The following is a 26,241-nucleotide window of genomic DNA, read 5'->3' as shown; positions in this document are numbered from 1 at the left end:
TACTGAGATTTATTTAAACAAGCAAGTTAAATTTTTAATTTTTGTTGTGACGCTAAATAAAGCTTTACGGCGAGAAAAATAGATACATACTGTGCTTAATAAATACTCAAAAAAAACGTATTCTCTCATGTATGATTTAGGATTGCTATATTATTTTCCTATTTACAAGTAATAAACAAAGTAATAAACGCGGAGATGATAAAAGTGAATTCAATTTTTTGATTGTTCAATTTTTTTTTTATTCAGATGTTTCGGAATTGTTGGTCACCGAAATAATATGGAATAAAAAATAATTCTTTAATCACACTTATACCATTTCTTTATAAAGATGCGCCATATTTAGCCAACGTAGGTTGGCTTTGTATTGGTAGCTCCAGCCTTCCAGGCTGAGAGCGATTCAGCGCAACCTCATACAGAATTGGTATTACATCAAAACTAATTTTAACTCTTCTGTCAGTCGCTTGATTTCTAGCATCAATAAACCTTGCTTAGCTGATTGACTAGCTAACACTAGCAATACAGCATCATCTCCACAGTTGGTCAATACGCCGTAGCCTTTATCGCCTTCAACATAAATACGGTCTATACTACCCCTTGATAATTCATTACCTATACGTTCGCCTAGAGATAACATCGCCGCAGACATCGCAGATACTTTTTCATCATCCATCGTACTTGGCAAAACTGTAGCTAAAGATAAACCATCGGGAGAAACAAGGGTTGCTCCTTGAATATCATTAGTACCGCTTACGAAATTTTGCAAAATACTTTCAATTTTGCCAGCATTGATAGGCATTCTCTTATCCTTATTACTTGTATTGATTAACCAAAATTCTTGATAGCCAAATCAATAGGGCTATTAAATTCCATTATTTTTATACTAAGGGTGTAAATTCAAAAACATCGTGATTTCCACCACGAAGTACAGATTCGGTATGGCTGCCTTTTAAACGCTTGCTACTAATCTCTTCTATCACTCCCCAAACTGCACCCAAAGTATACGTACATTTACGAGGTGAGCCTTGGGGTTCGCCAGCCGAACACAAAGTTTCTGAAGTCAATACTTTGATTACATCCTCTTCTTCAACAATACTTTCTATTTTGCAAAGCTTGGTTCCATTGATACCTAATGCGAAACCAATTTTATCTGCAACTAAACTCCACTCAATATTTGATTTTGATAAACCTAAATCTTTGGCAAGATTTTTACCGCGAGAGCGACCTGCTGCGATCAAAGCAATTGCAGTTGCTTTTTCCCCCAAAGCTTCTTCCATTCCAGTAATAGCAGCTTTGAAGCAAACAATACTGGAGAAATCTCCAAGTTCTTGACGTAACATGACTACCTAGCTTTTAGATAACTGCACCTCCGATTATCTTTGGACAGCTTTCAAACGCCAACAGAGTTTATACCCATTGAGCAATTAGCTATTTATCTTTTTTTATAAGTACAATCACTGGTTTTAGTTAAAATTTTTAGTTCTATTTATTTCCAATCAATTATAAATAATATTTTTGTATTATTGAAAATAATTTTATTCAGGGCTTACGCAAAAATAACGTAATTGCGTAATTACGTTAGCGTAGTGTGTCAGTTAGGACATGCGATGGCGGCGTATTCACCCACAATGGCTATTTTGCTTTGCGTAATTCCTATTGAAATATAAAAGGAGAATGCTTATTCTCCAAATATGCAATAAATTTAGCCAGAATGTGAATGTATGATTACTGTCACTAATTTGCGGTTTTTAGCAGGGGGTCAGACGGTCTCATTGTAAATGTGTAATCCATCAAAATTAATACGGTTGGTCATTACTATTTTGTTAGGTTAAACATTTGTAATTAATTTATTCAAGAGCGAAATTTCACTTGAACTCAGTTACAAAGAAAAACTTACTGCAAGTAATCATCTGAATCAGATAAGACAACCATATTAATCTTGATGGGAAATACTTAACAATCTTTGTTTTGTTACGAATTACGTTAGCGTTCACGAAGTGAGTCGTTAGACTAAGCGTCTCCGTTCAGCTTGCTGACCCGTTAGGGTAAGGAGATATTACGAATTACGAATTATACTTACTCATCCACAATTGGAATAAACAGATGAGCTATTATTTAATCGCGGACTTTTTCGCTTCAATTGCTTCTCTGAGATTCCCCCGATGTTGGGAAAGAAGCTTGTCACCTTGTTCTTTATCTACACCAGCTTCATGCATTAAAATTGCTAACTTGACCCATTTACCGCTGCGTTCGAGTAAACTACTGGCAGCTTCGCGGCTCAAATCAGTTAAATCTTGTAAAATTCGTAAAGCTCTATCTCGTAACTTTTGATTTGTAACTGCTACATCTACCATGCGATTGCCGTAAACTTTACCAAGTTTAACCATTACGCCTGTAGAAATAATATTTAAAGCTAACTTTGTTGCGGTACCGGCTTTTAAGCGAGTTGAACCGGCTAATATTTCTGGCCCTGTAAGCAAGCGAATATCAACGTCAACTTCCACACTGACTTGCTCGGATGGAACGCAAGCCATGAATACAGTTGTTGCGCCCCGACTTTTAGCTGCATTGATAGCACCGTGGACAAAGGGAGTAGTTCCGCCTGCAGTTATACCTACTATCACATCAAGCTGATTAATTTCTCGTTGTGCCATAGCAGCTTCGCCATCTTGAGCGCGGTCTTCTAAGTCCTCAGAGCTACGTACTAGGGCACCGGCACCGCCAGCAATTATACCTTGAACTAATTCTGGAGGAGTACAAAAAGTCGGCGGACATTCAGCAGCATCTAACACCCCTAATCTACCAGAAGTACCCGCACCCACATAAAACAAACGTCCACCTTTTTCAAGACTTTGCGCTGCCAAATCAATCGCTTTCGCTAAATCTTCTTTTGCAGCACTAACCGCAGCGACAGCGTTTGCGTCTTCGCGATTAAATAGTTCGACAAATTCCACGCTGCTTAACTGGTCTAAATTAAGACTATCAGGATTAACTTGTTCGGTTAGTAAGTGTCCGCGCTCTTGCAAATCTGTCATGTGTTTTAATCCTTGATTAATGCCAAACCAACTCTAGATTTTAGATTCAGTTCCTTGTGAAATTGAAATTTTGTAGAGACGCTTATAGGATTGCGTCTCTACATTTAAATTTATACCCGGTTTTATCCGTAGGTTTAATTAAAAATCACAAATTTATGCACCTTATAACAATCCTTCCAGCTTGCGACGGATATTGTCTAGTTCAGTATTTGAGATTTCCTCTTCTTGCTGGACTTTTGGTTCGGTAGCAGTTGAATCGTCTTCACGCCAATCAGTTTCATCAACGTTTTGTTCTGGGGGAACTACTAAGTCACCGTTAGAAGGAACGACTTCGTAGTCATAATCAGCGCTTTTACAAAACTGCTCTATTTCTGACATATCCATTGGTTCGACTGCGGGAGTAGGAAAATCCTGCGCTTCTAGCATTAATGCAAAGCGCGTAGCGTCGTCTTCGGATTCAAACATCAACACTTTATTGCGATCGCCAATCCGAATTGTATGAATTCCCTCATTTTCTGTACGGGCATTAAAGATTAACACAAAAACGCGCCCCATCTGTAATCACCTTTCCTTTTGTTTGGGTTCTATCCATATTAAAGTTCTAGGATGCACTTGGGGGAAAGTTGAAGTAATAATTCTCGCTTTCTTAACATTTTCCTGACTTGGCTTTTATTTTGAGGGGAATATAAAAAGCATTGTTTTAATTCCACTGCCGTTTCAGTTTTGATTCTTTTTGCCTGGATTACTCAAAATTACTGTTAAAAATGGGTTAGATGAACTTCATTAATTAAGAAAAACGTTAAAACAAGCAGGCAATTCCAAATTATTCTTGCTACTCAAAAGTTATTAAGGTTCGAGCCAGCGAGTTATTCTAGAAGGGTTTATAGCAAGCGTACTATGAATACCATATCAGCCTGTAGGTTGCATCGACTAAAGTCAGAAGTAACATAAAATGCCTAATTCCTCTTCTACTGAAAAATGTCCCAAATCCAAAAATCGCAAACGTTTGTGGTTTTTGGTACTTAGTCGCGGTGGGTTGGCTTTTGGTGGATTGCTAATTGTAGGAATTTCCTTCGGAATCTGGCGACTACAGGTTTTTATTCGACAAGATTTAGCGCCCTTAGTAGAAAAAAATCTGACTAGTATTATCGATCGCCCGCTTGAGTTAGGGGAAGTGAATGGTTTTTCGCTTTCTGGCGTGCGGTTTGGAGCTTCGGCTGTTCCCAAGACGGCAACAGATGCGGATACAGTTAAAGCTGATGCTATAGAAGTTGGATTTGACCCGTTAAAATTATTGTTCAATCGTAAATTAAAGCTAGATATAACTTTAGTCAACCCAGTTGGCTATGTAGATCGAGATGAACAAGGACGTTGGATTACGACTAAAATTGTTTTACCGGAAAAACCCGGAGCAATTGCTATAGATCTAGAAAAAGTTAATTTGCGTAATGGAAGTGTAACATTAATGCCTTTTGGAGAGAATCGGCAAGTATCTCCCAAGGTAGTATTTTCAGAACTTAATGGTTACGCTAAGTTTTTCGATAATTATCAAGCAGTCAGGTTTGAAGTCGGAGGAAAACCGGGGCGCAGCGGTAATGTTTCGGTGAGAGGTAAGGTAGGGATTAAAACAAAAACGGGTAATTTACAGTTACAGGTAGAAGATTTAATCGCATCAGAAGTTACACCTCTTGTTGAGCTACCAATTAACTTAAAGGGAGGGAAAATAAATGGGGATTTACAGGTAAAATTACCTGCTGGGGAAAAAATACAGCCTTTATTATACGGCAACGCTCGGGTTGAAGGATTGAGTTTCCAGGTTGCTCGAATGCCAAAGCCGTTGGTGAATTCTCAGGGAACTTTGCAGTTTGACGGTACAAAAGTCAGATTGAACGATGTAGTTACCAGTTACGGAAAAATTCCTTTGAGTGGTGGCGGTATTATTGATTGGAAAACAGGTTACGATTTGACGGCTCGGGTGAATGCTGTTAGCGTCAACGATACTTTACAAACTCTTGAGATTCAGTCACCTTTACCGGTAGGTGGAGTTGTCAAAGGCGATTTGAAGATGACGGGGGCTATTACTCAACCAATTATTTCCGGTACCGTTGCCACCGTTAAGCCAGGTATTGTGGATAAAGTGAAGTTAAAAACCGCTAGCGGTAAATTTGCTTTTGTTACAGCCGATTCAACAATTACTTTTACAGATATTCGCGGTACTGCTGCTGTAGGTGGAGATGTGCGCGGTGCCGGTAAAATTTTAATGGGTGACGATACGGTAGGTAGAAGTTCCCAAGTTAATTTTAATTTTCTCACTAGCAACGCACCTGGGGATAGTTTCGCGAGAATTTATGATATTCCTACACCTTCGTTTCAAGTTGGGAGAGTCGCAGCAACTGCTAATTTAAGCGGTACGCCGGAAACTCTTCGCACTCTGGTAGAATTTAATGCTCCTCAAGCGACATATCCGGCAACGGGGGAAGTAGTTGTTAATCGGGATAGGAGCCTACAGTTTCGTAATGTAGCTTTGGCTGTGGCTGGCGGTACGGCTTTAGCTTACGGGAGTTGGAATCAGCAGCGCTGGCAGGCTGTGGCGAATACTAAGGGTATAAAAATTAATCAGTTTGTCAGTCAGGAGCAGTTAGAAAAGGTAAATCTTGATAGTGCTGATTTTAACGGTAAGGTGATTGTTTCTGGTTCTTCCACACCGTTTAAAATCGCTCAAATAAAAACTGAAAATGCCGATATTAAGGTTGCTGGGGGAAGAGTTGCAGTTAATTCAGTCAAGTTTAACGAGCAAGATTTTTCCGCCGATTTAGTCGCTTCTGGGGTTCAAGTCGGACGTTTATTCAAAAATGCTAATTTACCTATTAATGGTTCTTTGAACGGTAAGTTTCAGGTATCGGGAAGTACTAGCAATTTCGATATGAAAACTTTGCAGGTGCGGGGTAATGCTGGTTTAGCGGCTGCGGGAGGAACCATTACAGCGTCGGATATTCGGGTAAAAGACGGTATTTATTTAGCTAGAGTTAAAGCTAATAATTTACAGTTGCAGCAATTATCAGAGCAAATACCAAAGTCGTTTAAAGGGAAATTGAGGGGAGATTTTGACGTTGCGGGTTCTTTGGATTCCTTTCAACCAGAAAGTATAGTAGCTAATGGTAAAGCTGAAATAGAAACCGCAGGTGGTACAGTTGCAGCCAATAATATTCGAGTCAAAAACGGAGTTTATTTAGCTGATGTCGCGGCAAATAATGTCCGAGTGCGGGAATTGTCGCAGCAGATTCCGAAGTCTTTTTCTGGCAGATTAACTGGTAACTTTAATGTTGCTGGTTCCCTAGATTCTTTTGCGCCGGAAAATTTGATTGTATCGGGGAAAGGAAATTTAAATACTGCTGCCGGTAGAATTTTAGCGAGGGATATTGAGTTTGCGAGAGGACAATATCGCGCCAAAATTGGGGTGAATAATATAGATGTACGTCAATTATCGCCGCAAATACCTTCATCTTTCCCAGGAAAATTAACGGGGAATTTTGATGTTGCAGGTTCGACAAAATCCTTGGAAGATTTAACTATATCTGGAAATGGTTTTGTGAATGCAGCAGGGGGTAGGATTACTGCTGCCGAGATTGCAGTTTATAACGGTAGATATCAAGCCAAGGTTGTTGCGAATGATTTGTTAGTAAGACAATTATCGCCGCAAATTCCCAAATCTTTTGCAGGAAGATTAACTGGTAAATTTGATGTTGCAGGTTCGGTAAATTCTTTTGAAGATTTAACTGCGTCGGGAAATGCTGCGATAAATACTGGTGCTGGTAAGATTACAGCATCGGATATTTTGGTTAATAACGGTAATTATCAAGCTGTAGTTGCTGCTAATCAAATCAAAATCAGACAAATTGCACCACAGGTACCGGAAGTTTTAGCTGGAACATTAACCGGAAAACTGAATATTGCAGGTTCGCTAAATTCCTTTGATAGTTTAACTGCTGCGGGTAACGCTGCGATAGATGCAGCAGGTGGTAAAATTGCAGCGTCTAACATCCAATTGAAAAACGGAAGCTATCAAGCAATTGTTAATGCTGCGAATTTGGAATTAAACCAGTTAAATCAAAACTTGCGCGGTAAGTTTAACGGTAATTTACAAGTTGCCGGTAACTGGAAGAATCCCAGTTTAGCTGACGTGCGGGCTAACGGAAACGTACAGTTTTCCCAAGGAATTCCGGGATTTGAGAAACCAATCGATGCAGCGATCGCCTGGAATGGTAATAAACTAAAAATTCAACGAGCCAGCGCACCGGGTTTATATATAAGCGGCGATATTTTTGCTAATGCCAAGAGTACGGGAATACCTACAATTACGCAGTTGGATTTGAATGTCCGAGCTAATGATTTTGATTTGCAGCAGTTACCTGTAGATGTTTACAATGCTGTTGACGTGGCTGGTAAAGTAGATTTTAACGGTAAAATTACTGGTAAACTACCTATACCAAACATCGTAGGGCAAGTAGCACTAAAAGATTTTGCAGTTAACGATATTGCATTTGAGCCAGTTTTAGCTGGTAACGTGAAATCGCAACAAGGAAGCAGTTTGCAATTAAATGTTGCGGGAAAGCAAGATAAAATATCGGTTAATTTGAATGCTAATAATCGTCCCGAATCTTTTTTAATTAAACGTGGTGAAGCATTTGCTTCCGGTCAATCTCAAGGAGATATCTTAGCACTGAACGTGAATAAATTTCCTTTACGGCTATTAAAATTACCTTTACCAGTTAATCGCTATCTTGGTTCCGGTAAAATAGCTGGAGAATTTACCGGAAACCTGCGAATGAATCAAAAAACCTTTGCTACAGCTTCAGGAGAGATTGCGGTCAAAAATCCAGAAGTTGGACGCTTAAAAGGCGATAATTTGGTTGCGAATTTTAATTATAATGGCAAACAAATTAGGGTTGTTAAAGGTGAATTTGTCAAAGGAGAAAGCATTTATAGCCTTGCCGGGACAGTAAACAAAATAAATACGACACCGCAAATTAAAGGCAAGCTAAAAGTTAAAGAAGGTAAAATACAAGACGTTTTAACAGCACTGCAAATATACGAATTATCAGATATTCAACGTGGTTTAGAAGAACCAACTTATGGTAAAGCAAGTCAACTCAAAACAACTCCAGTCGGTTTACCAAATCAAAGTTTATTAACACAACTGCGTCGCTATTCAGAAATACAAGCATTATTAGCACGACAAAAACAACAGCGACGCGATGCTTCTCCTTTTCCAGAATTAGGAAACTTGAAAGGAACCTTTAATGGTGAAATCAGCTTAGATACAGCCGAAGACAAAGGAATAAGTACGCAATTTGATATTAAAGGGAAAAACTTTACTTGGGGTACCGAAGAAGATCCAGAACGCTATAGGGCAAAACAAGTTATTGCTCAAGGTGCTTTTGAAAATGGAATTTTAAGATTAATCCCGTTACGGATCGAATCAACAAATAGACTTTTCAGCTTTAGCGGTGCGGTTGGTGGAGACGAACAATACGGTACTCTACAAGTAAATAATTTTCCTTTAGAAGTATTGAATAACTTTGTGAATTTGCCTGTAGGCTTAACTGGCAATCTTAATGGCAGAGCAGCTTTAGCCGGTAGTATTAAAAATCCTTTAACTAAAGGAGAATTTAGAATTACCGATGGAACTTTAAATCAAAAAGGAATAGAATCAGCCGCAGCGAGCTTCAGTTATAGCAACGGACGCTTAAATTTTGCTAGTAACGTCATGATTAATGATGCCGAACCCGTTGATATTAACGGCAGCATTCCTTATCAATTACCTTTTGCTTCAGTAGCTCCCGCAAGCAATCAAATTAATTTAGATGTAAATGTCAAAAATGAAGGGTTAGCCGTACTAAATTTAATTAGCAATCAAGCAACCTTTGAAAAAGGTGAAGGAGAAATTCAACTAACAGTACGCGGTACTTTACAAGAACCGGTAGTCAATGGCAATGCTACTCTTAATAATGCGACATTTTCGGCACAAGCTTTACCCGAAAAACTCACAAACGTTACGGGAAAAGTACAATTTGATTTTGACACCATAGTAATAGATGCTCTTCAAGGAGACTTTAGCCGAGGTAAGGTAGTAGCAAAAGGCGAAATTCCTATATATGACGACCAATTTATTCAAATTAACAACCCACTTGCAGTGACTTTGGATAAATTAGCGATAAATCTCAAAGGACTTTATCAAGGTGGTGTCGGAGGTAAAGTAGTTGTCAAAGGTTCCGCATTGAGTCCAATTATTAGCGGTAATATCAATTTGAGTAACGGCTTGGTATTGCTACCAGAAAATGAGACAGAAAATGTGGCTGCGAATAGTAGCGGAATCAAACGTTTAAAAGCGAATAAACAAATCAATCAAGAAGAAAATGCCAGAGGAAAATTTGATAACCTAAAATTAACTTTAAGCAAAGATGTCAAAGTCGAACGCCCTCCGATAATTAGCATTACAGCAAGCGGACTTCTAAACGTCAACGGTACATTTAGCAATCCCATACCGGTTGGCACTCTGAAATTGAAAAAAGGGGGAGTTAACTTATTTACTACCCAATTCAATATAGATAAAGGTGAAGAGAATACTGCCACATTTATAAAAAATCAACCCCGCGATCCAATTTTAGATATCAGCTTATTTGCTAAGGTATTAGATGTAATTCAAAATTCCGACTTTAGTAGAGCAAATGCCACTGGTTTAGCAGCTTTAGAAACGGTTCGTGTAGAAGCAGAAGTAAATGGTCCAGCTAGTAAAATTAATGAAAACCTAGAATTAAAAAGTAGCCCCGCACGCACTGAAACAGAAATTGTAGCTTTGTTAGGAGGTGGGTTTGATGGTGAGGGAAGAGCTAGTTCCGCCGTGGGATTGCTTAATATTGCCGGTTCGGCTGTTTTTGGTAATTTACAAACCGCATTTAATGAAATCGGTACTGCTTTCGGTTTAGACGAACTGCGAATATTTCCAACTATTATTTCTGACAATCCCGATGCCGGAAAAAGTAATTCAACTGTTGAACTTGCAGCAGAAGCTGGAGTCGATGTCACCAATAGAATTTCGGTTTCTGCTTTAAAGATTTTAACGGCAGATGACCCATTTCAATTTGGTATTAATTACCGATTAAAGGATAGAATTCGTCTTCGCGGTTCTACTAATTTTGATGATGATAGTCGTGCTGTGATTGAATATCAAAGAAGGTTTTGATAGCGAACAGTTAGCAAGAGAGCATCCCAATGTTGAACAAATACTTTATCCGACACCCTGGAAGGGTGCGGCTACAAAAACGAAGCCCACCTGCGTGGGCTTTTTGCAAAATTGGGATGCTCCCGTTAACAGCAAGCAATGAACAACTAACAACTAACCACTAACAATTATTATTTATGAAAAAAAATATTGGATTTGTGCTGTTGATATTAATAGGTGTTGCGGTTACTTTATTTTTCGGAAGTAATTTTTTTAGTCAATCTAAAGAAACTGCTGAGTTTAATACTATTCATATAGAAACTCCCCAAGCTCAAGAAGAGTCTACAAAACTTGATAATTCACCAACTCAGAGTCCACAAAAAAAGATACAAACTAATATTCCTCAAGTCGAACCAGAAAGATTGTTTGCTGACTTAGAAAACTTGAGTTCTCAGCGTTTTACAACTTCCGAACGCAGACGTACCCGCAATTATATTATTAATGAATTAAAAAAAATAGGTTGGCAATCTTCTTTGGAACAGTTTCCGCGAGGTATTAATGTCTTTGCAGAAAAACCGGGAACTGATAGCAAAGCCGGAGCAATTTTACTCGCCGCACATTACGATACCGTTTTAAATTCTCCCGGTGCCGATGATAATGCAACTGGTGTTGCCGTATTGCTAGAAATTGCCAGACTGTTTAATTCTGCTGCAACTCCTCGAACTTTGCAATTGGCTTTTTTCGATAAAGAAGAAGCTGGTTTATTAGGTAGTCGTGCTTTCGTTAAAAATCAAGCCCGTTTGCAAAACTTACGCGGCGTGATTGTCATGGATATGGTTGGTTATGCTTGTTATACGGTAGGTTGTCAAAAAACTCCCTCTGGTTTCCCCATAACTCCTACAAGCGACAAAGGTGACTTTTTAGCCGTAGTAGGCGATACCGAACATTTACCATTAATTAATACTTTTCAAAATCTCGATAAATCATCTGAATTACCACCAGTATTTACTTTACCGGTTCCTCTCAAAGGCTTTTTTACCCCCGATGTTTTACGTAGCGATCATGCGCCGTTTTGGCTGCAAGGAATCGGAGCTTTATTAGTAACAGATACAGCTAATTTACGTAGCTCTTATTATCATCAACCAAGCGATACTCCAACTAATATTGAACGTGATTTTTTTAAAGGAGCAGCACAGTTAATTGTTAATGCTACCAACTCTTTATTGCAAGGTAGCGGTAGTTTGCAAACACCGAGTTAGGGATTGGTAATTGGTAATATCGATTCCAGTTGTAGTGGAATGAGATGATAACTTTTAGAACCGATAAAGAGCATTGCAAGCCTGGAGAAATTGGCAGAATCCTGAAACATTTGAATATTAATATACTTAACAAAGTATAGATTTTTTTTACCCAAAGTATTACTATTCTCCGTGTTTGAACTTTTGCTAATAAAACACGTTGACTATAATGTTAAAGAAAAGTATTCATTGGGGCTGGCTTCTCAAGTTGGCTTTGGTTAATATCGGTATTTTTTGGGTGAATAGTGCTGATGCTCAAATTATACCTGATAGCACTTTAATTAATAATTCTACTGTAAAAAAACAAGGAAACCGCAATATCATCGAAGGTGGAAGTACTGCCGGAAGCAATTTGTTTCACAGCTTCCAAGAGTTTGGAGTAGTTAATGGTGGTGAAGCATATTTTAATAATTCAGTTGAGATCAATAATATTATTACTCGGGTAACTGGGAGTTCGATTTCTAATATTAATGGTTTAATTAAAGCTAATGGTACGGCTAATTTATTTATAATTAATCCTAACGGTATTGCATTCGGTGAAAACGCCAAACTTGATATTGGTGGTTCTTTCATTGGCACTACAGCAGATAGTATAAAGTTCGCGGATGATATCGAATTTAGCGCTAAAAATCCTAAAAATAAGCCTTTATTGACAGTGAATCTGCCTTTAGGCTTGCAATATGGTGAAAATAATAGCAATATTAGTAGTAATATTAGTAATTCAGGTAGTTTGACTGTCGGCGAAGGGAAAAATATCACTCTGATTGGTAATAGTTTTGAAAATTTAGGCAATTTAAAAACTAAGGGTGGACAAATTTCTATAGCTGCAATTTCTCCTCAAGGGTTTGTGAGTTTAGGCAATTCTGGAGAAATTTTAGGTATTGATGGTAATACAAATAGTATCGGTAAGGTTATCAATCTAGGTAAAATTGATGCATCAAACTTGCAAGGAGTGGGTGGAAAAGTCACTGTATTCGGAGACAGAATTGGTTTGTTAGAAAACTCCTTTTTTGATGCTTCTGGAACTGTGGGTGGTGGTGAAATTATTATTGGAAATAGCGATACAAAAGCAGTTTATATTGATTCGGAAGCATTGTTACAGAGCAATGCTTTAAATAGAGGAGATGGTGGGAATATCAGCATATTTGCATCAGAATCTACTCGCGTTTATGGAAGTTTCAGTGCCAAGGGTGGAATAAATAATGGTAACGGTGGTAAAGTTGAAACTTCTGGAAATAATTTTCTAGATATTACAGGTACAACTGTTGATACTAATGCTAATAACGGCTTAAATGGTGATTGGTTGCTCAATTCTGGGAATATTTTTTTTGGTTCTACTTCAAGTTTTGATTCTACTGCCGATAAGAATGATTTAGAAATTTTTCAGCCGCTAAATAATACAACTATATTAGATAGTTCTACTATAGAAAAACAGTTGACTGCGGGAAATAACCTTACCATTACAGCCAGAAAGACGGGTAATCAAAATGGAAATATTCAAGCCGATAAATTGAATATTATTACCAATAATAATACTCCAGTAACGTTAACATTTGCAGCAGATAACGATATTGCTTTATCTGAAGGCAACATAATAGCCGCTTTGGATACGACTGGTTTAATATTTCAAGCAGATAGAGATGCCGATGGTAAAGGTAAATTAAGCATTGGTAAAAACTCTGAAGCAATAAGTGTGGTGTTGCAAACCACTGGAGGAAAATTTGATGCTTCAGCATCAGGTGATATTTTATTATCTAATGCTGCGATTCTAAGTACTAATACTGCTGCCAATAATTCAGAATCGATGGCGATCGCCACGAAAGGTTCTTTGATACTGCAAAAAAGTTACATCGTTAAAGACAAGTCTGGTGCAGGTAATAATGGTGAAATTAATATAGAAGCAGCAAATTCTGTTTTGAGGGAAACAAGTTCTATTTCTAACAAGGTGAATGGTGTTAGTAATAGTGGAGATATTAATATCAAGGGTAATTCGCTTTCTCTCCAAGATGATAGCACGATTAGTAACGATACTTATGGAAATGGCAATGCTGGAAACATCGATATACAGTTAAATCGTTTATCAGTAAAAAGCGGCGCAATTAGTAGTGTTACTGAAGGAAATGGCAATAGTGGGTTAATCAAAATTGAAACAGATATATTTGATTTAAATCAAGGACCAATTCAAAGCACTACACTAGGAAATGGTGATGCTGGAGACATAATTTTTAATACGAAATCATTTTCTCTAATAGATGGAGCTTTATCGACTAAAACCGAAGCTAAAGGTAATGCAGGTGATATTGAAGTCAATGCTATCGACAATATTTTGATTAGTAATGGAGGTGCTTTAACCAGCGATTCAAATGGAGAAGGAGACGCTGGAAACATCAATTTAAATACTAATTCTCTGGTATTAAATCGAGGCGTGATTGCTTCCAAGGCAAATGCTTACGATAATAACTTTACTTCTCCTGCTAATGCTGGGGATATTAACATTGAAGCCGATTCTGTTTCGTTACAAAATAGAAGTACTATATCAAGTACTACTCAAGGAAATGGAAATGGTGGATTAATTAAAATTGAAAGCAATATATTCGATTTAAATAAAGGATCGATTCTAAGTACTACCCTAGGGAACGGTAATGCTGGAAAAATTATTGTTAATACAAAATTATTTTCTTTAACAGATGGAGCTTTTATTACAAAAACTGAAGCAAAGGGTGATGCAGGTGATATTAATATTAATGCTATCGACGAAATTTTTATTGACAATATAGGTGTTTTAACCAGCGATTCAAATGGAGAAGGTAACGCTGGAAATATCAATTTAATTACTAATTCTCTAATATTAAGCAATCAAAGCGTGATTGCTTCCAAGGCGAATGCTGAGGATAATAACTTTAGTTCTCCCGCCAATGCTGGGAATATCAATATTGAAGCTAATGATATTTTATTAGATAATAATAGCGTGATAACCAGCGATACTTCTGTAACGGGAAATGCTGGAGAAATCAAACTTAAAGCTACTAACATAACCCTGAAAAGTTTTTCAAATATCATTGCCATTGCAGATGAAAACTCGACTGGGAACGCTGGTAAAATTACACTTACCGCTCGCGATATTTTATTTGAAAACGACGCGAAATCAGTTGAAGATAATCCTGAGAAGAGTAATAGTTTAATTGGGATTACCGAAGGTAAAGGAAATGCTGGAGAAATAAATATTACCGCAGAAAAAGTTATTCTCCGAAATCAAGGAGCAATAGAAACCTCAACAAGAGGTGAAGGAAATGCTGGTAGACTAACTTTAAATACCTCTTTATTACAAGTAGAAAACTCGCGAACGCAAAATCGTGGAGGTATCACCAGTGGTTCTGTTGGTTCCGGTAAAGCAGGAGAACTTGTTATCAATGCAGACAAAATTTTACTAAATAATAGCGATATTGAAGCAGAAACCAAATCGGGTAATGGTGGTGATATTGACATAAATTTAAAAGACGTTTTAATACTACGCAACGGTAGCTTGATTACTACCAACGCAGGTACTGAACAACTTGGTGGTGATGGAGGAAATATCAACATCGACGCAAAATTTATTGTTGCTTTACCCGAAGAAGATAGCAATATTACAGCCAATGCTTTTTCCGGTAAAGGTGGTATGGTTAATGTAAAAACCAACGGTATTTTTGGAATTTTTCCTCAAAATCGACCCACTAAATTTAGCGACATTACCGCAAGTTCGGAATTAGGAGTTAGCGGTGAAATAAATATAAATAGAACAGCTATAGAACCGGCTCAAGGTTTAATAGAATTACCTACCAGTTTAGTGGATGCATCCCAAGAAATTGTTCGAGATTGTAATTCAGAACAAACTGAAACAGCTAGTAGCTTTATCTCTACAGGAAGAGGTGGATTACCCCTGAATCCCTATGAACCTTTGACAGAATTTGAGACGATTGCAAATTGGGTTACGCTTACAAATCAAAATAATCAGCAGACAAGAAAAATTAAGTTAGAAACACCCAAAAAATCAACCTCACGTCAAAAAATTGTCGAAGCACAAGGCTGGATAGAAAATTCCCGTGGCGAAATCGAATTCGTTGCACAATTACCCAAAGGTTATTCTAGTAATGTTTCGCAGCAATCTGATTGCGACGTGATGCAGTAATTCATGAAAGTTACAGGAACTCCAATAATCTTTTTCCCTAACTGAGATATTCTAAATTTACTTTTAACAGATGAAGGTAAATCTTGAAAATTTACTGCTACAAAACCAAATTTTTGATAGTAATCTACTAATTTTTTACCCAAACATTCTAAATAAAGCGGTTGAGTTGCTTGCTCTATTAAATGTTGACTTAGAAAGCTTCCCAAACCGCGATTTCTCCAGTTGTTTTTAACTACTAAACTTCCAAGTTCTTGAGCTTCGTTAAAATTGCGTAATTGTCCGCAAGCTATTATATTGCTATTAAATTCGATTACCCAAAATTGCTGCCATTTTAATTGTGTGGGGTCAAGTTTCGCTTTAAATACCAGCCAGCGAATTGATGAAGCGTCTTTAGAGGTGGCTTTGCGGAGAATACATCCCTTTGGTAAATGCTTCATTTTGATTGCTCCCGAGTCGGATGTGGTTAATCCTAAAATAATCCTATTTTTCCCCTTTTTTCAAAAAATGATGTCAGATTTAATTAAACGCAAAACATACTCTGTCAAAACTATTTGCAATGACTGTGCTTTTCATACATTCTTAAATACTAAGTTAAATACTAAATTGCAATGCACTCATCCAGAGGAATTGCCAGTTAATTGTTCTAAGGTAACTTTCTGTAATTCTTTTCAACCAATGCAGGAAGTCGATAGTCCCTGTGTATCTTTTGATGATGAAAAATAATCAGCGATACGCAAATGTGTATCGCTGATAAATAGTAATTAATAAACGCAAAAGCATTAAGCAAAAAGTGTGCCGTAGGTTTGAGGACCAACAATTCCGTCGGATACAAGTCTTTTATCGCTTTGAAATTTTTTAACTGTTGCTTCGGTTGCCGGACCAAAATCGCCATCAACTGAAAGTTGATATCCTTTATTACTTAGCTGACGCTGCATCTTTCTCACATCCTCACTCTTAGAACCACGTCTTAAGGTATTACGAAAATCTGGTCTTAATTCTCCATGTACGTTGACAATAGATATTCCAGCTTTCGTATTGTCATGAATTCGTTTTGCTGCTTCCTTGTTGCCAATGCGAACGCATCCGTTGGAGTCGGGAAATTCGGGAACGTTGGGATAGTAATGAAGGGCAATTCCACGAGAATCATCTTGAAAACGTGTTACCCATTCAGCTTCTGGAAACTTGCTAAAACGGCGCTCGTGACGAATTACCTTGAATTCACCTTTTGGAGTACAATTTGTTCCGCCCTTTCTGCTGGTTGCAACATCATCGCAATTGAGTCCCGGCATACCTTCACCGGGAGTACAGTGAAAAGGACCTTTGCCTTGTGCCCCTGCATTCGATCCAGTCCATTCCAGTGTTACTTCTTGTTTCCACAAGTCAACGTTGACTTTTGATATGTAAGTTTCTGACATTAGATTATTTTTGATAAAAGTTCTATTACTTACATGGTAAAAAACATTATGTATTATTTACAGTACCCTCAAGGGTGATTTGTTTTACCTATTCTTGTCAATTTGTATTGCAAATCATCATTGATTAGTAATCAAAATTACTTGATTATATATCGATAAAATCGTGCTAAATACAGTATCTGTTGTGTTTTTTGTAGCAGACAAATACTAAATATACACAGTATCATCTAACAACAAATATCTATATTTACTAGTTATTTGTGTTACAAACCCACCTGCGAGGTACCCGAACTATGAAGCGTTTATTGTCCGGTATTCTCTTAGCGAGCGGTTTATGGGTGCTAACAGGTAATTTATCTTCGAGAGCGGAAACTCTAGTTGTAAAAAAGTCACAAGAACAGAGCGAACTTTTTTATAATTATGATGGCAAAAAAATTCATTTAGAGCAACGAAACGATGTTATTGCTGTTGCTTTCAAGCCAGAAGCTACACGGAATACTAATGTACCGCTGTATATAAAACTTCAACAGGATTTTCGACGCAATCGAGATGCAAAGGTAGAGATAGAACCTTTGAATAAGCATTATGCACTAATGAAGTTAGCTTCAAATGGCGGTAATTCTACTGTCATGCAGTTACGTTTGAGTCAAAAAGCTTATGTTGATAATACTTTACCAGTTTTTTCTCGGCGGAAACATAGTGAAGAAATAATACTACCAAACGAGATTATTGTCAGTTTCGAGGAACAGATTTCACCCTATGAAAAACAGGTAATTTTAAATCGACATAAATTGGAAATAATCCGCCCTTTACGCTTCAGTAAAAATCGCTATGTTGTTAAATCTACTACTAAGTCGGGAACGGATATTTTAAAAGTTGCCAATCAAGTTTATCAAGCTAAAGGAGTTAAATCCGCAACACCTAACTTCATTTTGCTACGAAATAAAGATGTTTCTCACAAAGCAAAAGAAGCAATAGATAGATTTAAAAAAGGTCAAATAAAACCGCAATTTGGTTTTCAAACTAATCTGCGCTTGCAACAATGGCATCTTCAGAGCAATCCTTTAAGAGCTTGTTTGACTAAGTTTACTGATGATGTAGATAAATGTTTAAGCAGAGGTTTATATAAGCAGTCTGGTTTATCTCTACCCAGCACGGGCATACGTGCAACAGAAGCTTGGCGTAACTCCAAAGCTGGTAAGGGAGTTGTTGTTGCAGTACTTGACTCTCTAATTCAATGGAATCATCCAGACTTGGTAAACAATATCTATAAGTCTGGAGATATAAAAGATAAACGTCGGGGTGAAATGAATGGTTGGGATTTCGCCGACGATGATGCCGATACTAAGATGAGCCAAAAAGAATTCTCTACATTCGGCTCTATCTTCCAAGATTCCTATCGATTAAGTGACGATAGCTTATTAGAAAAGTATGGTGGCATCCCTTTAATAAGAAAGCTTTTACGATATAAGCCACAAATAGGTTTGAGTCGGAAAGATATTGTAAAAATTCTCAGGGATTATTTACGCTACGAAGTTACGGGTTTATTTCACGGTACTTTTGTTGCTGGTGTAATTGCAGCAAATTCCCCAGAAATAAATGGGCTATCCGGTGTTGCTCCTCAAGCAAGCATATTGCCAGTAACTATTGGTAAAACTTTGTTCCACCCTCTATATGGTTTTGAACAATCAATAGAAATGTACGACGTTGTGGAAGGCATTGACTACGCTGTAGCAAGGGGTGCAGATGTGATAAACATGAGTTTTGGTGGTTTTTTACCAACAGCAGAAGTCAAAAATTCAATTATCCGCGCCCAGAATAAAAACTCTAATATCGTTTTTGTGGCTGCGGCTGGAAACGAAACAGATTTAGAAGTTAGTTTTCCGGCTGCGGTAAAAGGAGTAATTGCAGTTGGTGCGACTAATATCAATGGATATCGCGCACCTTACAGCAACTTTGGAAATGGTTTGACAGTGGTTGCTCCCGGTGGAGATACGAGAGCAAAAATTGGCTTACGCGGTGCAATTCTCACTACTGGAGGCACGGGAACAGATAATTTTTGGCGAGGTATTCTCATTCAACCTAAATCTCCTTGGGGTTCATCATTCGATAAGAGAGGCAAATATGTGCGAGTTGAGGGAACTTCTTTTTCTTCTCCAGTTGTCGCCGGAATCATAGCTTTGATGAAAGGAGAAGATCCACAGCGCCGTTTAAGTCGCAAAGATATCATTTCGATTCTCAAACACACAGCTTCTTACGACGCACTTTCTCTTTCTAATAGAGAAAAAGAGATTTACAAATATCTAGTACTTTCTGGAAAAGTTCCTGATGGAGTTTCAATTGAGCAATACTTCTTCGGTAGCGGTTTGGTGAACGCCCATACAGCAGTAAAGCAAGTTCAGCGTCAGTTGAGGAAGTATGGGAAATAAGCATAACCTCACCCTCACTCCCTCTCCTTATTAAGGATACAGTGTACACACAAGTACTCTCCACGTTTCAGCGATTTTAACCCCTTTAAATCGTCATTGCGAGCGAAGCGAAGCACTCAGCGAAGCTGTGGATCATCGCAATAATCCTAGATTTGATAAAACGCGATTGCTAAAACTGATAATCGAAGCATTACTATTTTCGATCGGAGTTTCTCGCCTTTTGAATCATTTCTTTGATTGTTTCAGTTTCGCCAATTTCGTAAAGGCTAATCAAACCATCCTCAATGGTAAAGATTTGGTGAACTGTTGTATCCGCAAGTAAATTGCCTTGTAAATCTTTGATGACTTGATGAACGGTAACAACATTTCGATTATTTTCGTCTGTCTCGAATGTTAGCGTCTCAAGTTCCGCTTGAATATCCTTGAATTGATTGCACCAGTATTCGCGCACTGCGTTGCGTCCGTAAATAAAACCGCCTTCCACTCCGTTCGCCCATTTCACATCCGGGCGCATAAACGAGATAATTGTTTCAATTTCACGGTTATTAAAGGCATCGTATAAATTTTGCAGAAATTCTTGATTTGAACTCACAATTATCGCCATGTTTACTTTTTGTTTTGCTGTCTTTATAATTAATCCTTTTCAAATTTCCCCATTTCACCCAGACGAATAGTCAGAATTTCTACATCCGTAATCGCTATGTGGGAGCCGTTTTTAGTATTAGCAGGAGTAAACCAGAATGTTCCAGAGTTACACTCTCTGCCTGCGGTTTCAATAGTTCCTTCCAAGACATAAACATACTCGTCGCAGGGATGAGAATGAACCGGAATCACCGTACCGGCGCTCATGTGTAATTTATGAATTGAACCTCCCGCAACAGGTTGAGCTAGTGAGAGTATTTCTGTAGCCGGAAAAGAGGGGAGTTTGTCCCATTTTTTATTGTTGGTGTCGATGAAATTTTGTTGAGACATTTATAAATTTATAGTTGACAAATTTGGTAAACTCGAACAGGCAAGATGCTTACTCCACAAGATATTCATAGATTTGTTTATACGGCGATCGCTAGAAACGGCGCTGCAAAATCTCTCGAATATTGGGAAGAGCTGCTTCAATTGTTTCGGGAAGAGCCTCAGTCTGCTGCCAACTGTCTCGTTTAGCAAGTCTTTGTGTATAAGCTTTTAAATGTGGGTAGTTTTCTAAGCGTAGGGAAGGAATTAATGTTCCGGCTACAACTTCTGCGAGTGTAAATTCTTCTCCTGCAAAGTAAGTTTGTTTTCCTAATAACTCTTCAAACATTTGCAAAATAATTGCTACTCGCTGTTGAGCTAATTCCAGCTTATGAGGTTCAACTTCAAGCCCTACCAACGAACGACTTAAAGGAATTGTCGCAGGCTGAAGCTCAACCACAGTAATTGTTTTAATCGTGCTAACCATAGCAATTGCAGAAGGTTCGCTAGGCATTAGCGATGGAGTCGGATACTTCGCTTCTAGATAGTCTAAAATTGCCAATGACTCGACAACCCGCAATCCGTTATCTAATATCGCAGGAATTCGCCCTAGGGGATTAATTGCTTGGAAATCGTCGTCAAACTGATCGCCATCAAGGTTAACTCTTATTAGCTCAAAGGGAATTTGCTTTTCGAGCAAAGCTACCCAAACTCGACGAGCATTTACAGAAATTGGATTGTAGTAAAACTTCAGCATAGATTTTATTTGAATATACCTTCAAGTATTTAACTTCTTGCCTCTTCCTTCTTCCATCTTCCTTGGTTTAATATTTTCGGGAGTTGATTACAAAGTTTTTCTTCCCATCCACCATTTAAATAAGATTCAAGAATAAAACTATGGAATGGTTTGCTCGATAAAGATTGCATTTGAGAATAAACTGGATTTCTTGCACCAGTAACAGCAGTTTCTCTAATTCGATGTTGCAAACGCAATTGCGTACCGCCTTCAACAGCTTTCAAAGTCCAAGTAACTGTAGATGGTTGATTCATCATGCAATCTTGCCAGGTATAAACCAGCCGCTTTGGTTCATCAACTTCAATGACTTCACACCTTATATTCGTATCTATTCCCGGTAAAGATTGACTGTAAAAACAAAATTTATACCCGACTCGCGGCTCAAAGTCGTTTTCCATTAACCATGCGGCTAAAGCACGACTGTTAGTTATTACCTGCCAAACTTTTTCGGGAGGGTGGGGATAAAAGACCTCTTTATTTAACTTTACAAACATTAATCTTTCTCCAAATAATTACCCAGAGCATCAAGTTTTTGCTCCCAGAATTGTTCGTAATTAGTAAGCCAAAGCGAAACTTGTTTTAACGGTTCTGGCTTGAGCTTATATAACCTCTGACGACCAGATTTACGCATTTCTACTAAGCCAGCTTCGCATAAAATTTGTAAGTGCTGAGAAATCGCTGGCAAACTCATCGCGAAGGGTTCGGCTAACTGCTTTACAGGCTGCTCTCCAGTAAGCAATAAATCCAATATTGCTCTTCTAGTTGGATCTGCTATTACTTGAAAAACATCTGCACTAGCGCATTGTCTGCTCATGTCAACTTAAAATTGATAATTCATCTATATGTAAAGCATTTATAAAATTACCTTCATAAATGAATACGTAAATTTACTCAAATTAAATTCAAGTCATCGCTTAATAATTATAGTTAAGCAATTGCTTAAATGTCAATATTTAAAGATGTTAATTTTTCCTGAATCATTGTTTATAGGTACGAAACAAGATTGTCAGATTATTTCTATTGTTGTTTGTTGGAATGCAGGCTATTCATTTTGTTGTCACTCATAGAATTAATAAGCTAAAACTAAAATCTCGCGCTTATATTACTTCAGTATTGTGTCAGTATTTTTGCGTAGGCAAATATCAAGAAGGGTACAAATATAAATGAAATATAGTGGGAGATGTTTGAAGATATTTGTAAGTTTATTTTGTACTTTAATGATTGGACAGTTGGCAGATAAACCATTACAGGCAGCAGAAACCGTGGTAGTACGTTACGGTTCGTTTGCAGAATCTATCTCAATTGCTGAATTAGAAAACATAGTCAAGACGGGGGATTTTCCCCAGAGTTTCAAATCTTACACTAATAAATTATCTGAAGAACAGCGCAGTTTAATTGTGGGAGCATTAAGAACAAAAGTTCCAATTAATGTTGCGACAATGAGTAATTTACTTAGCACTCAAATTGGGACGACAATTTTAGAAGATTTAGCAACAGTAATATACAGAGAAGATGATGCGGGAGCAAAAGCCCTTAGAGAAAGTTTGATTTTAGGTGCTAGCGAAGCAAATGGATTTTCTTTGCTTTCTTCTATAGCTGCTTATCCAAGCAAACGTTTAGAAATTGATTTATCTCAAGCATTTAGAGTATTCAAAAATTTAAATACAGCATTTTGGCAAACTCAACAGTTTATGAGTGCGATCGCACCTCAGCTAGCGAGTAGAGAACCCGAACTTTCATTACCCTTTGATGCCACTCAACCGGGAAGCGGTGAAGTTAAAGAAATCAATTTAAATTTGAACGATCGCAAAAGAAATAGAGACTTACCCGTTGATATATATTGGTCAAATATTGCGAGTGCAGACAAGCCAGTTATCATATTTAGTCACGGTATGGGTTCGGTGCGCCATGAATTACGCTATTTAGCCTTGCACCTTGCATCTTATGGTTTTGTAGTTGCAGCAGTAGAACATCCTGGTAGTAACGAAGCGAATACCAATGCTGCAATTGCCGGTAAAACCAGACTTTTAAAACCACAAGAATTTTTAGAACGTCCTCAAGATATTAGTTTTGTAATAGATGAATTAGAAAAGATTAATAAAACAGCTGATAATCCTCTCAAAGGAAAACTCGCAACCGATAAAGTCATGGTGGTGGGTTATTCTTTCGGAGGTGGAACAGCTTTATCAATAGGTGGAGCGCGTTTGCAACCAGAAAGTCTTAGAAAACGCTGTCAGGGGAATTTAGCGATTTTGAGCTTTGGGCAAGGGCTTCAATGTATAGCTCAGGAATTACCAGAAAATAGCTATCAGCTGCGTGACGAACGAGTAAAAAGTATAGTTGCTCTCAATCCCACAAGCTCTTTGATGTTTGGTGAAACAGGATTAAAATCTGTAGCAGTTCCCACCTTAGTTTTAGCGAGTTCTGCCGATAAAACCAACCCAGCTTTAACCGAGCAGATAATCGGTTTCCGTAAAATTCCCTCACCAAAATGGTTGGTTGGTATAGTTGGAGCAACACATCTGAGCGTAAAAGATCCCAGGGCTACCGTAAGCCAAGAAGGAAAACCCAATACTCCTTTGACTGGTGGTGAAGTAATTGGGGAACAAGCTGCGGATATTCGTAAATTCGTCAAAGCCATTGTTTTAGCCTTTGCTGCTCAACTGACTCCAGAAGCTGATGAGTATAAAGTGTTTCTTACAGCAGATTACGCTCAAATTGCTTCCACCGAAGAATTCCCATTTCGTTTAGTTACAGAAATTCCCCCCGAAGCTGCAAAAGTCATAGACACAGTTGTCAGTGAACAGTGAACAGTGAACAGTGAGCAGTGAGCAGTGAGCAGTGAACAGTGAGCAGTGAGCAGTGAGCAGTGAACAGTGAGCAGTGAGCAATTACTATTTAGTAATGAGGATTGAATTTATTTCTCCCCCTTCTTCCCTCTCTTCCCCCTCCGTAATATACTGAGAATTTATTCAATATATACAAAAAAATTCAGTGTCAAGGCTGATTGACATTTTGTAATGATTTCATTAATATTATTTACATAAGTTCACAAAAGTCTGGTTGATATGGCTTTGATGTGAATTAATAAGATTTGAAATTTTCAATATCTTTAACAACGGTAGACATTTGGTTTTCTTAAATTGACCTCGGATTGAGACCCGAGGTTTTTTTGTCTGTATATATTTTGAATTATCTGATAAAACAGCTTTTTGCAAAGCGTCTTGATAAAAGGGTAAAATACTCGCTTCTTCTTCGGAAGAGAGATGAATAAAAAAACACTAATAATCTACGCTCATATTAGTTCGTTTTGATTTTCAAATAATAAGATATAAACAACCGCAGAGACGCGGAGAGCGTAGAGGAAATGAATAAAAAGTTTTGGAAGCTTTGAGAATGTAAATGAGAACAGTTAAATATTAAAATTGTTGTAACTGCTTAAAATTACTTTACAATGCAAACAGTTCAAAAATCCTCAAAAAAAGCTTGGGGTAAAGCTTTTCAAAAGCCCGCGACAGAATTTCCTTTAACGCCACTTTCAATAATTGAAGGTGAAATACCCGCAAGTTTAAATGGTACTCTTTATCGCAACGGGCCGGGAAGATTTGAGCGTGGTGGTATTCCTGTAGGGCACTGGTTTGATGGAGATGGTGCAATTCTTGCCGTTCATTTTAATTCAAACTCAAGTCTCCCCCCTTTACAAGGGGGGACTAAGGGGGGTAATGGAAATGCTTCAGCGGTTTACCGTTACGTAAAAACTGAGGGATTTAAGGAAGAAGCTAGTGCAGGAAAATTGCTTTACGGTAATTATGGGATGACAGCACCGGGTGCAGTTTGGAATCAGTGGTTTAAGCCAATAAAAAATGCTGCAAATACTTCGGTTTTGGCTTTGCCGGATAAACTTTTGGCTTTATGGGAAGGCGATAGCCCACATAAGCTTGATTTACAGAACCTTGATACTTTAGGAAAAGATGATTTAGGGGGTTTGGATGATGGGTTGGCTTATTCCGCACATCCAAAGATTGATTATCAAACAGGAGAAATTTTTAATTTTGGTATTTCTGTTGGATTAACCGCAACACTTAATATTTATAAAAGCGATGCTACGGGAAGAATTATTAAGAAAGCTGCACATCAATTAGATGGTGTACCTTTACTGCACGATTTTGTTTTAGCTGGAGAGTATTTGATATTTTTTATTTCCCCAGTGCGGTTAAATTTATTAATGCCAGCAATGGGATTGAGTTGCTTTAGCGATTCTTTGGAATGGCAGCCAAGCAAAGGTACTCAAATTATAGTTATTAACAGAGAAACTTTAAATATTGTCAGTCGTAGCGAGACTGAGCCTTGGTTTCAATGGCATTTTTCTAATGGCTATATTGACGATAATGGTACTGTAGTTGTTGATATTGCTAGCTATGACGATTTTCAAACCAATCAATTTCTTAAAGAAGTTCCCACTGGTGAGACTTATACTGCTTCAAAAAGTAAGTTATCGCGAGTTAGTTTAAATCCGCAGACTGCTAAAGTTAGCAATGTAGAAACATTATTCGATAGACATTGCGAATTTCCTATCGTACCGCAGAAAAATGTCGGAAAATCTTCTAGATATACTTATCTTTCTACAGTAAAGGAAGGTACGGATATTAGTAAGGAGATATTAAATAGTATTGCTCGCTTTGACAATCAAACTGATACTATTACCGAAGCAAACTTTGACGAAAATCTTTATCCTTCCGAACCCATTTACGCTCGTGGGTTTATTTTAACGGTTGTCTACGATGGTAATTTAGACAGTAGCGAATTGTGGATATTTGATGCGGATAGATTAAATGAATCACCCGTTTGTAAATTGAGTTTACCCAGCGTGATTCCTCCCGGTTTTCACGGTACTTGGAAAGATGGGTAATATCGGTTCGTAGTTGCGCTTTAG

Annotated in this window: 19 protein-coding genes; 8 read left to right on the top strand and 11 right to left on the bottom strand. The window is 37.9% G+C overall.

What is annotated here, in order from left to right; all coding sequences use genetic code 11:
- Nucleotides 1-424 precede the first annotated feature (424 nt).
- From RIV7116_RS22370 to RIV7116_RS22355, 4 genes are all read right to left on the bottom strand, one after another.
- Nucleotides 425-796 (bottom strand): roadblock/LC7 domain-containing protein, encoded by a 372-nt coding sequence (locus tag RIV7116_RS22370; RefSeq protein ID WP_015120600.1) that lies wholly within the window; start codon nucleotides 794-796, stop codon nucleotides 425-427.
- A gap of 79 nt (nucleotides 797-875) precedes the next feature.
- Complete coding sequence (locus RIV7116_RS22365; protein ID WP_015120599.1) at nucleotides 876-1,337, bottom strand: hypothetical protein; 462 nt, start codon at nucleotides 1,335-1,337, stop codon at nucleotides 876-878.
- A gap of 771 nt (nucleotides 1,338-2,108) precedes the next feature.
- Entirely contained in the window at nucleotides 2,109-3,032 is a 924-nt protein-coding gene (murQ, locus tag RIV7116_RS22360; protein WP_015120598.1) for an N-acetylmuramic acid 6-phosphate etherase, read from the bottom strand.
- Nucleotides 3,033-3,194: 162 nt separating this feature from the next.
- Nucleotides 3,195-3,587 carry a DUF3110 domain-containing protein gene (locus tag RIV7116_RS22355; protein WP_015120597.1) on the bottom strand — a complete coding sequence of 131 codons (393 nt, stop codon included), beginning with the start codon at nucleotides 3,585-3,587 and terminating at the stop codon, nucleotides 3,195-3,197.
- 397 nt (nucleotides 3,588-3,984) lie between these two features.
- Between RIV7116_RS22355 and RIV7116_RS22350 the strand changes: the two genes are divergently transcribed.
- The 4 genes from RIV7116_RS22350 (at nucleotide 3,985) to RIV7116_RS22340 (ending at nucleotide 15,720) form a co-directional block, all read left to right on the top strand.
- Nucleotides 3,985-10,275, top strand: coding sequence for a translocation/assembly module TamB domain-containing protein (locus tag RIV7116_RS22350; protein ID WP_015120596.1), 6,291 nt, complete (start codon nucleotides 3,985-3,987; stop codon nucleotides 10,273-10,275).
- Nucleotides 10,253-10,417, top strand: coding sequence for a hypothetical protein (locus RIV7116_RS35970; protein WP_157229312.1), 165 nt, complete (start codon nucleotides 10,253-10,255; stop codon nucleotides 10,415-10,417). The genes RIV7116_RS22350 and RIV7116_RS35970 overlap by 23 nt, the downstream gene beginning before the upstream one ends.
- A 34-nt stretch (nucleotides 10,418-10,451) precedes the next feature.
- A complete protein-coding gene (locus RIV7116_RS22345; RefSeq protein WP_015120595.1) occupies nucleotides 10,452-11,513 on the top strand; it encodes a M20/M25/M40 family metallo-hydrolase in 1,062 nt (353 codons plus the stop codon).
- Between the two features lie 208 nt (nucleotides 11,514-11,721).
- Nucleotides 11,722-15,720: a filamentous hemagglutinin N-terminal domain-containing protein gene (locus RIV7116_RS22340; protein ID WP_015120594.1), complete on the top strand. Its 3,999-nt coding sequence runs from the start codon at nucleotides 11,722-11,724 to the stop codon at nucleotides 15,718-15,720.
- Here the strand turns inward: RIV7116_RS22340 and RIV7116_RS22335 are convergent.
- The gene (locus RIV7116_RS22335; RefSeq protein WP_015120593.1) at nucleotides 15,672-16,157 is read right to left on the bottom strand and encodes a GNAT family N-acetyltransferase; all 486 of its coding nucleotides are present in this window, start codon (nucleotides 16,155-16,157) and stop codon (nucleotides 15,672-15,674) included. The two genes, RIV7116_RS22340 and RIV7116_RS22335, sit on opposite strands and share 49 nt — an antisense overlap.
- A 67-nt stretch (nucleotides 16,158-16,224) precedes the next feature.
- Here RIV7116_RS22335 and RIV7116_RS36545 point away from each other — a divergent pair, with 67 nt between their 5' ends.
- Nucleotides 16,225-16,443: a hypothetical protein gene (locus RIV7116_RS36545; protein ID WP_015120592.1), complete on the top strand. Its 219-nt coding sequence runs from the start codon at nucleotides 16,225-16,227 to the stop codon at nucleotides 16,441-16,443.
- A 56-nt stretch (nucleotides 16,444-16,499) separates the two neighbouring features.
- Here the strand turns inward: RIV7116_RS36545 and RIV7116_RS34095 are convergent, their stop codons facing one another.
- Nucleotides 16,500-17,135: a peptidoglycan-binding protein gene (locus tag RIV7116_RS34095; RefSeq protein WP_015120591.1), complete on the bottom strand. Its 636-nt coding sequence runs from the start codon at nucleotides 17,133-17,135 to the stop codon at nucleotides 16,500-16,502.
- A 293-nt stretch (nucleotides 17,136-17,428) separates the two neighbouring features.
- Between RIV7116_RS34095 and RIV7116_RS22320 the strand changes: the two genes are divergently transcribed.
- The gene (locus tag RIV7116_RS22320; protein WP_015120590.1) at nucleotides 17,429-19,564 is read left to right on the top strand and encodes a S8 family serine peptidase; all 2,136 of its coding nucleotides are present in this window, start codon (nucleotides 17,429-17,431) and stop codon (nucleotides 19,562-19,564) included.
- A 193-nt stretch (nucleotides 19,565-19,757) separates the two neighbouring features.
- On the opposite strand, the gene RIV7116_RS22315 is transcribed toward RIV7116_RS22320, so the two are convergent.
- From RIV7116_RS22315 to RIV7116_RS22295, 5 genes are all read right to left on the bottom strand, one after another.
- Entirely contained in the window at nucleotides 19,758-20,168 is a 411-nt protein-coding gene (locus RIV7116_RS22315; RefSeq protein WP_015120589.1) for a nuclear transport factor 2 family protein, read from the bottom strand.
- A 29-nt stretch (nucleotides 20,169-20,197) separates the two neighbouring features.
- Nucleotides 20,198-20,536, bottom strand: coding sequence for a cupin domain-containing protein (locus tag RIV7116_RS22310; RefSeq protein WP_015120588.1), 339 nt, complete (start codon nucleotides 20,534-20,536; stop codon nucleotides 20,198-20,200).
- A 91-nt stretch (nucleotides 20,537-20,627) separates the two neighbouring features.
- Nucleotides 20,628-21,269 carry a glutathione S-transferase family protein gene (locus RIV7116_RS22305; RefSeq protein WP_015120587.1) on the bottom strand — a complete coding sequence of 214 codons (642 nt, stop codon included), beginning with the start codon at nucleotides 21,267-21,269 and terminating at the stop codon, nucleotides 20,628-20,630.
- Between the two features lie 29 nt (nucleotides 21,270-21,298).
- Nucleotides 21,299-21,802, bottom strand: coding sequence for an SRPBCC domain-containing protein (locus RIV7116_RS22300; protein WP_015120586.1), 504 nt, complete (start codon nucleotides 21,800-21,802; stop codon nucleotides 21,299-21,301).
- Nucleotides 21,802-22,122, bottom strand: coding sequence for a helix-turn-helix transcriptional regulator (locus RIV7116_RS22295; protein WP_015120585.1), 321 nt, complete (start codon nucleotides 22,120-22,122; stop codon nucleotides 21,802-21,804). The genes RIV7116_RS22300 and RIV7116_RS22295 overlap by 1 nt, the downstream gene beginning before the upstream one ends.
- Nucleotides 22,123-22,471: 349 nt before the next feature.
- Here RIV7116_RS22295 and RIV7116_RS22290 point away from each other — a divergent pair, with 349 nt between their 5' ends.
- The gene (locus RIV7116_RS22290; protein WP_015120584.1) at nucleotides 22,472-24,118 is read left to right on the top strand and encodes an alpha/beta hydrolase; all 1,647 of its coding nucleotides are present in this window, start codon (nucleotides 22,472-22,474) and stop codon (nucleotides 24,116-24,118) included.
- Nucleotides 24,119-24,762: 644 nt separating this feature from the next.
- Entirely contained in the window at nucleotides 24,763-26,217 is a 1,455-nt protein-coding gene (locus tag RIV7116_RS22285; protein WP_015120583.1) for a carotenoid oxygenase family protein, read from the top strand.
- The last annotated feature ends 24 nt before the right edge of the window (nucleotides 26,218-26,241 follow it).

Source organism: Rivularia sp. PCC 7116 (genome assembly GCF_000316665.1).
Lineage (GTDB): Bacteria > Cyanobacteriota > Cyanobacteriia > Cyanobacteriales > Nostocaceae > Rivularia.
Note: the sequence above shows the minus strand (reverse complement) of the source record. Positions and strands in the feature narration are given on the sequence as shown.

Bases quoted from the DNA above. Each gene is read 5' to 3' on its own strand.
- RIV7116_RS22370 (WP_015120600.1), bottom strand. From the start codon at position 796: ATGCCTATCAATGCTGGCAAAATTGAAAGTATTTTGCAAAATTTCGTA.
- RIV7116_RS22365 (WP_015120599.1), bottom strand. From the start codon at position 1,337: ATGTTACGTCAAGAACTTGGAGATTTCTCCAGTATTGTTTGCTTCAAA.
- murQ (WP_015120598.1), bottom strand. From the start codon at position 3,032: ATGACAGATTTGCAAGAGCGCGGACACTTACTAACCGAACAAGTTAAT.
- RIV7116_RS22355 (WP_015120597.1), bottom strand. From the start codon at position 3,587: ATGGGGCGCGTTTTTGTGTTAATCTTTAATGCCCGTACAGAAAATGAG.
- RIV7116_RS22350 (WP_015120596.1), top strand. From the start codon at position 3,985: ATGCCTAATTCCTCTTCTACTGAAAAATGTCCCAAATCCAAAAATCGC.
- RIV7116_RS22345 (WP_015120595.1), top strand. From the start codon at position 10,452: ATGAAAAAAAATATTGGATTTGTGCTGTTGATATTAATAGGTGTTGCG.
- RIV7116_RS22340 (WP_015120594.1), top strand. From the start codon at position 11,722: ATGTTAAAGAAAAGTATTCATTGGGGCTGGCTTCTCAAGTTGGCTTTG.
- RIV7116_RS22335 (WP_015120593.1), bottom strand. From the start codon at position 16,157: ATGAAGCATTTACCAAAGGGATGTATTCTCCGCAAAGCCACCTCTAAA.
- RIV7116_RS36545 (WP_015120592.1), top strand. From the start codon at position 16,225: ATGATGTCAGATTTAATTAAACGCAAAACATACTCTGTCAAAACTATT.
- RIV7116_RS34095 (WP_015120591.1), bottom strand. From the start codon at position 17,135: ATGTCAGAAACTTACATATCAAAAGTCAACGTTGACTTGTGGAAACAA.
- RIV7116_RS22320 (WP_015120590.1), top strand. From the start codon at position 17,429: ATGAAGCGTTTATTGTCCGGTATTCTCTTAGCGAGCGGTTTATGGGTG.
- RIV7116_RS22315 (WP_015120589.1), bottom strand. From the start codon at position 20,168: ATGGCGATAATTGTGAGTTCAAATCAAGAATTTCTGCAAAATTTATAC.
- RIV7116_RS22310 (WP_015120588.1), bottom strand. From the start codon at position 20,536: ATGTCTCAACAAAATTTCATCGACACCAACAATAAAAAATGGGACAAA.
- RIV7116_RS22305 (WP_015120587.1), bottom strand. From the start codon at position 21,269: ATGCTGAAGTTTTACTACAATCCAATTTCTGTAAATGCTCGTCGAGTT.
- RIV7116_RS22300 (WP_015120586.1), bottom strand. From the start codon at position 21,802: ATGTTTGTAAAGTTAAATAAAGAGGTCTTTTATCCCCACCCTCCCGAA.
- RIV7116_RS22295 (WP_015120585.1), bottom strand. From the start codon at position 22,122: ATGAGCAGACAATGCGCTAGTGCAGATGTTTTTCAAGTAATAGCAGAT.
- RIV7116_RS22290 (WP_015120584.1), top strand. From the start codon at position 22,472: ATGAAATATAGTGGGAGATGTTTGAAGATATTTGTAAGTTTATTTTGT.
- RIV7116_RS22285 (WP_015120583.1), top strand. From the start codon at position 24,763: ATGCAAACAGTTCAAAAATCCTCAAAAAAAGCTTGGGGTAAAGCTTTT.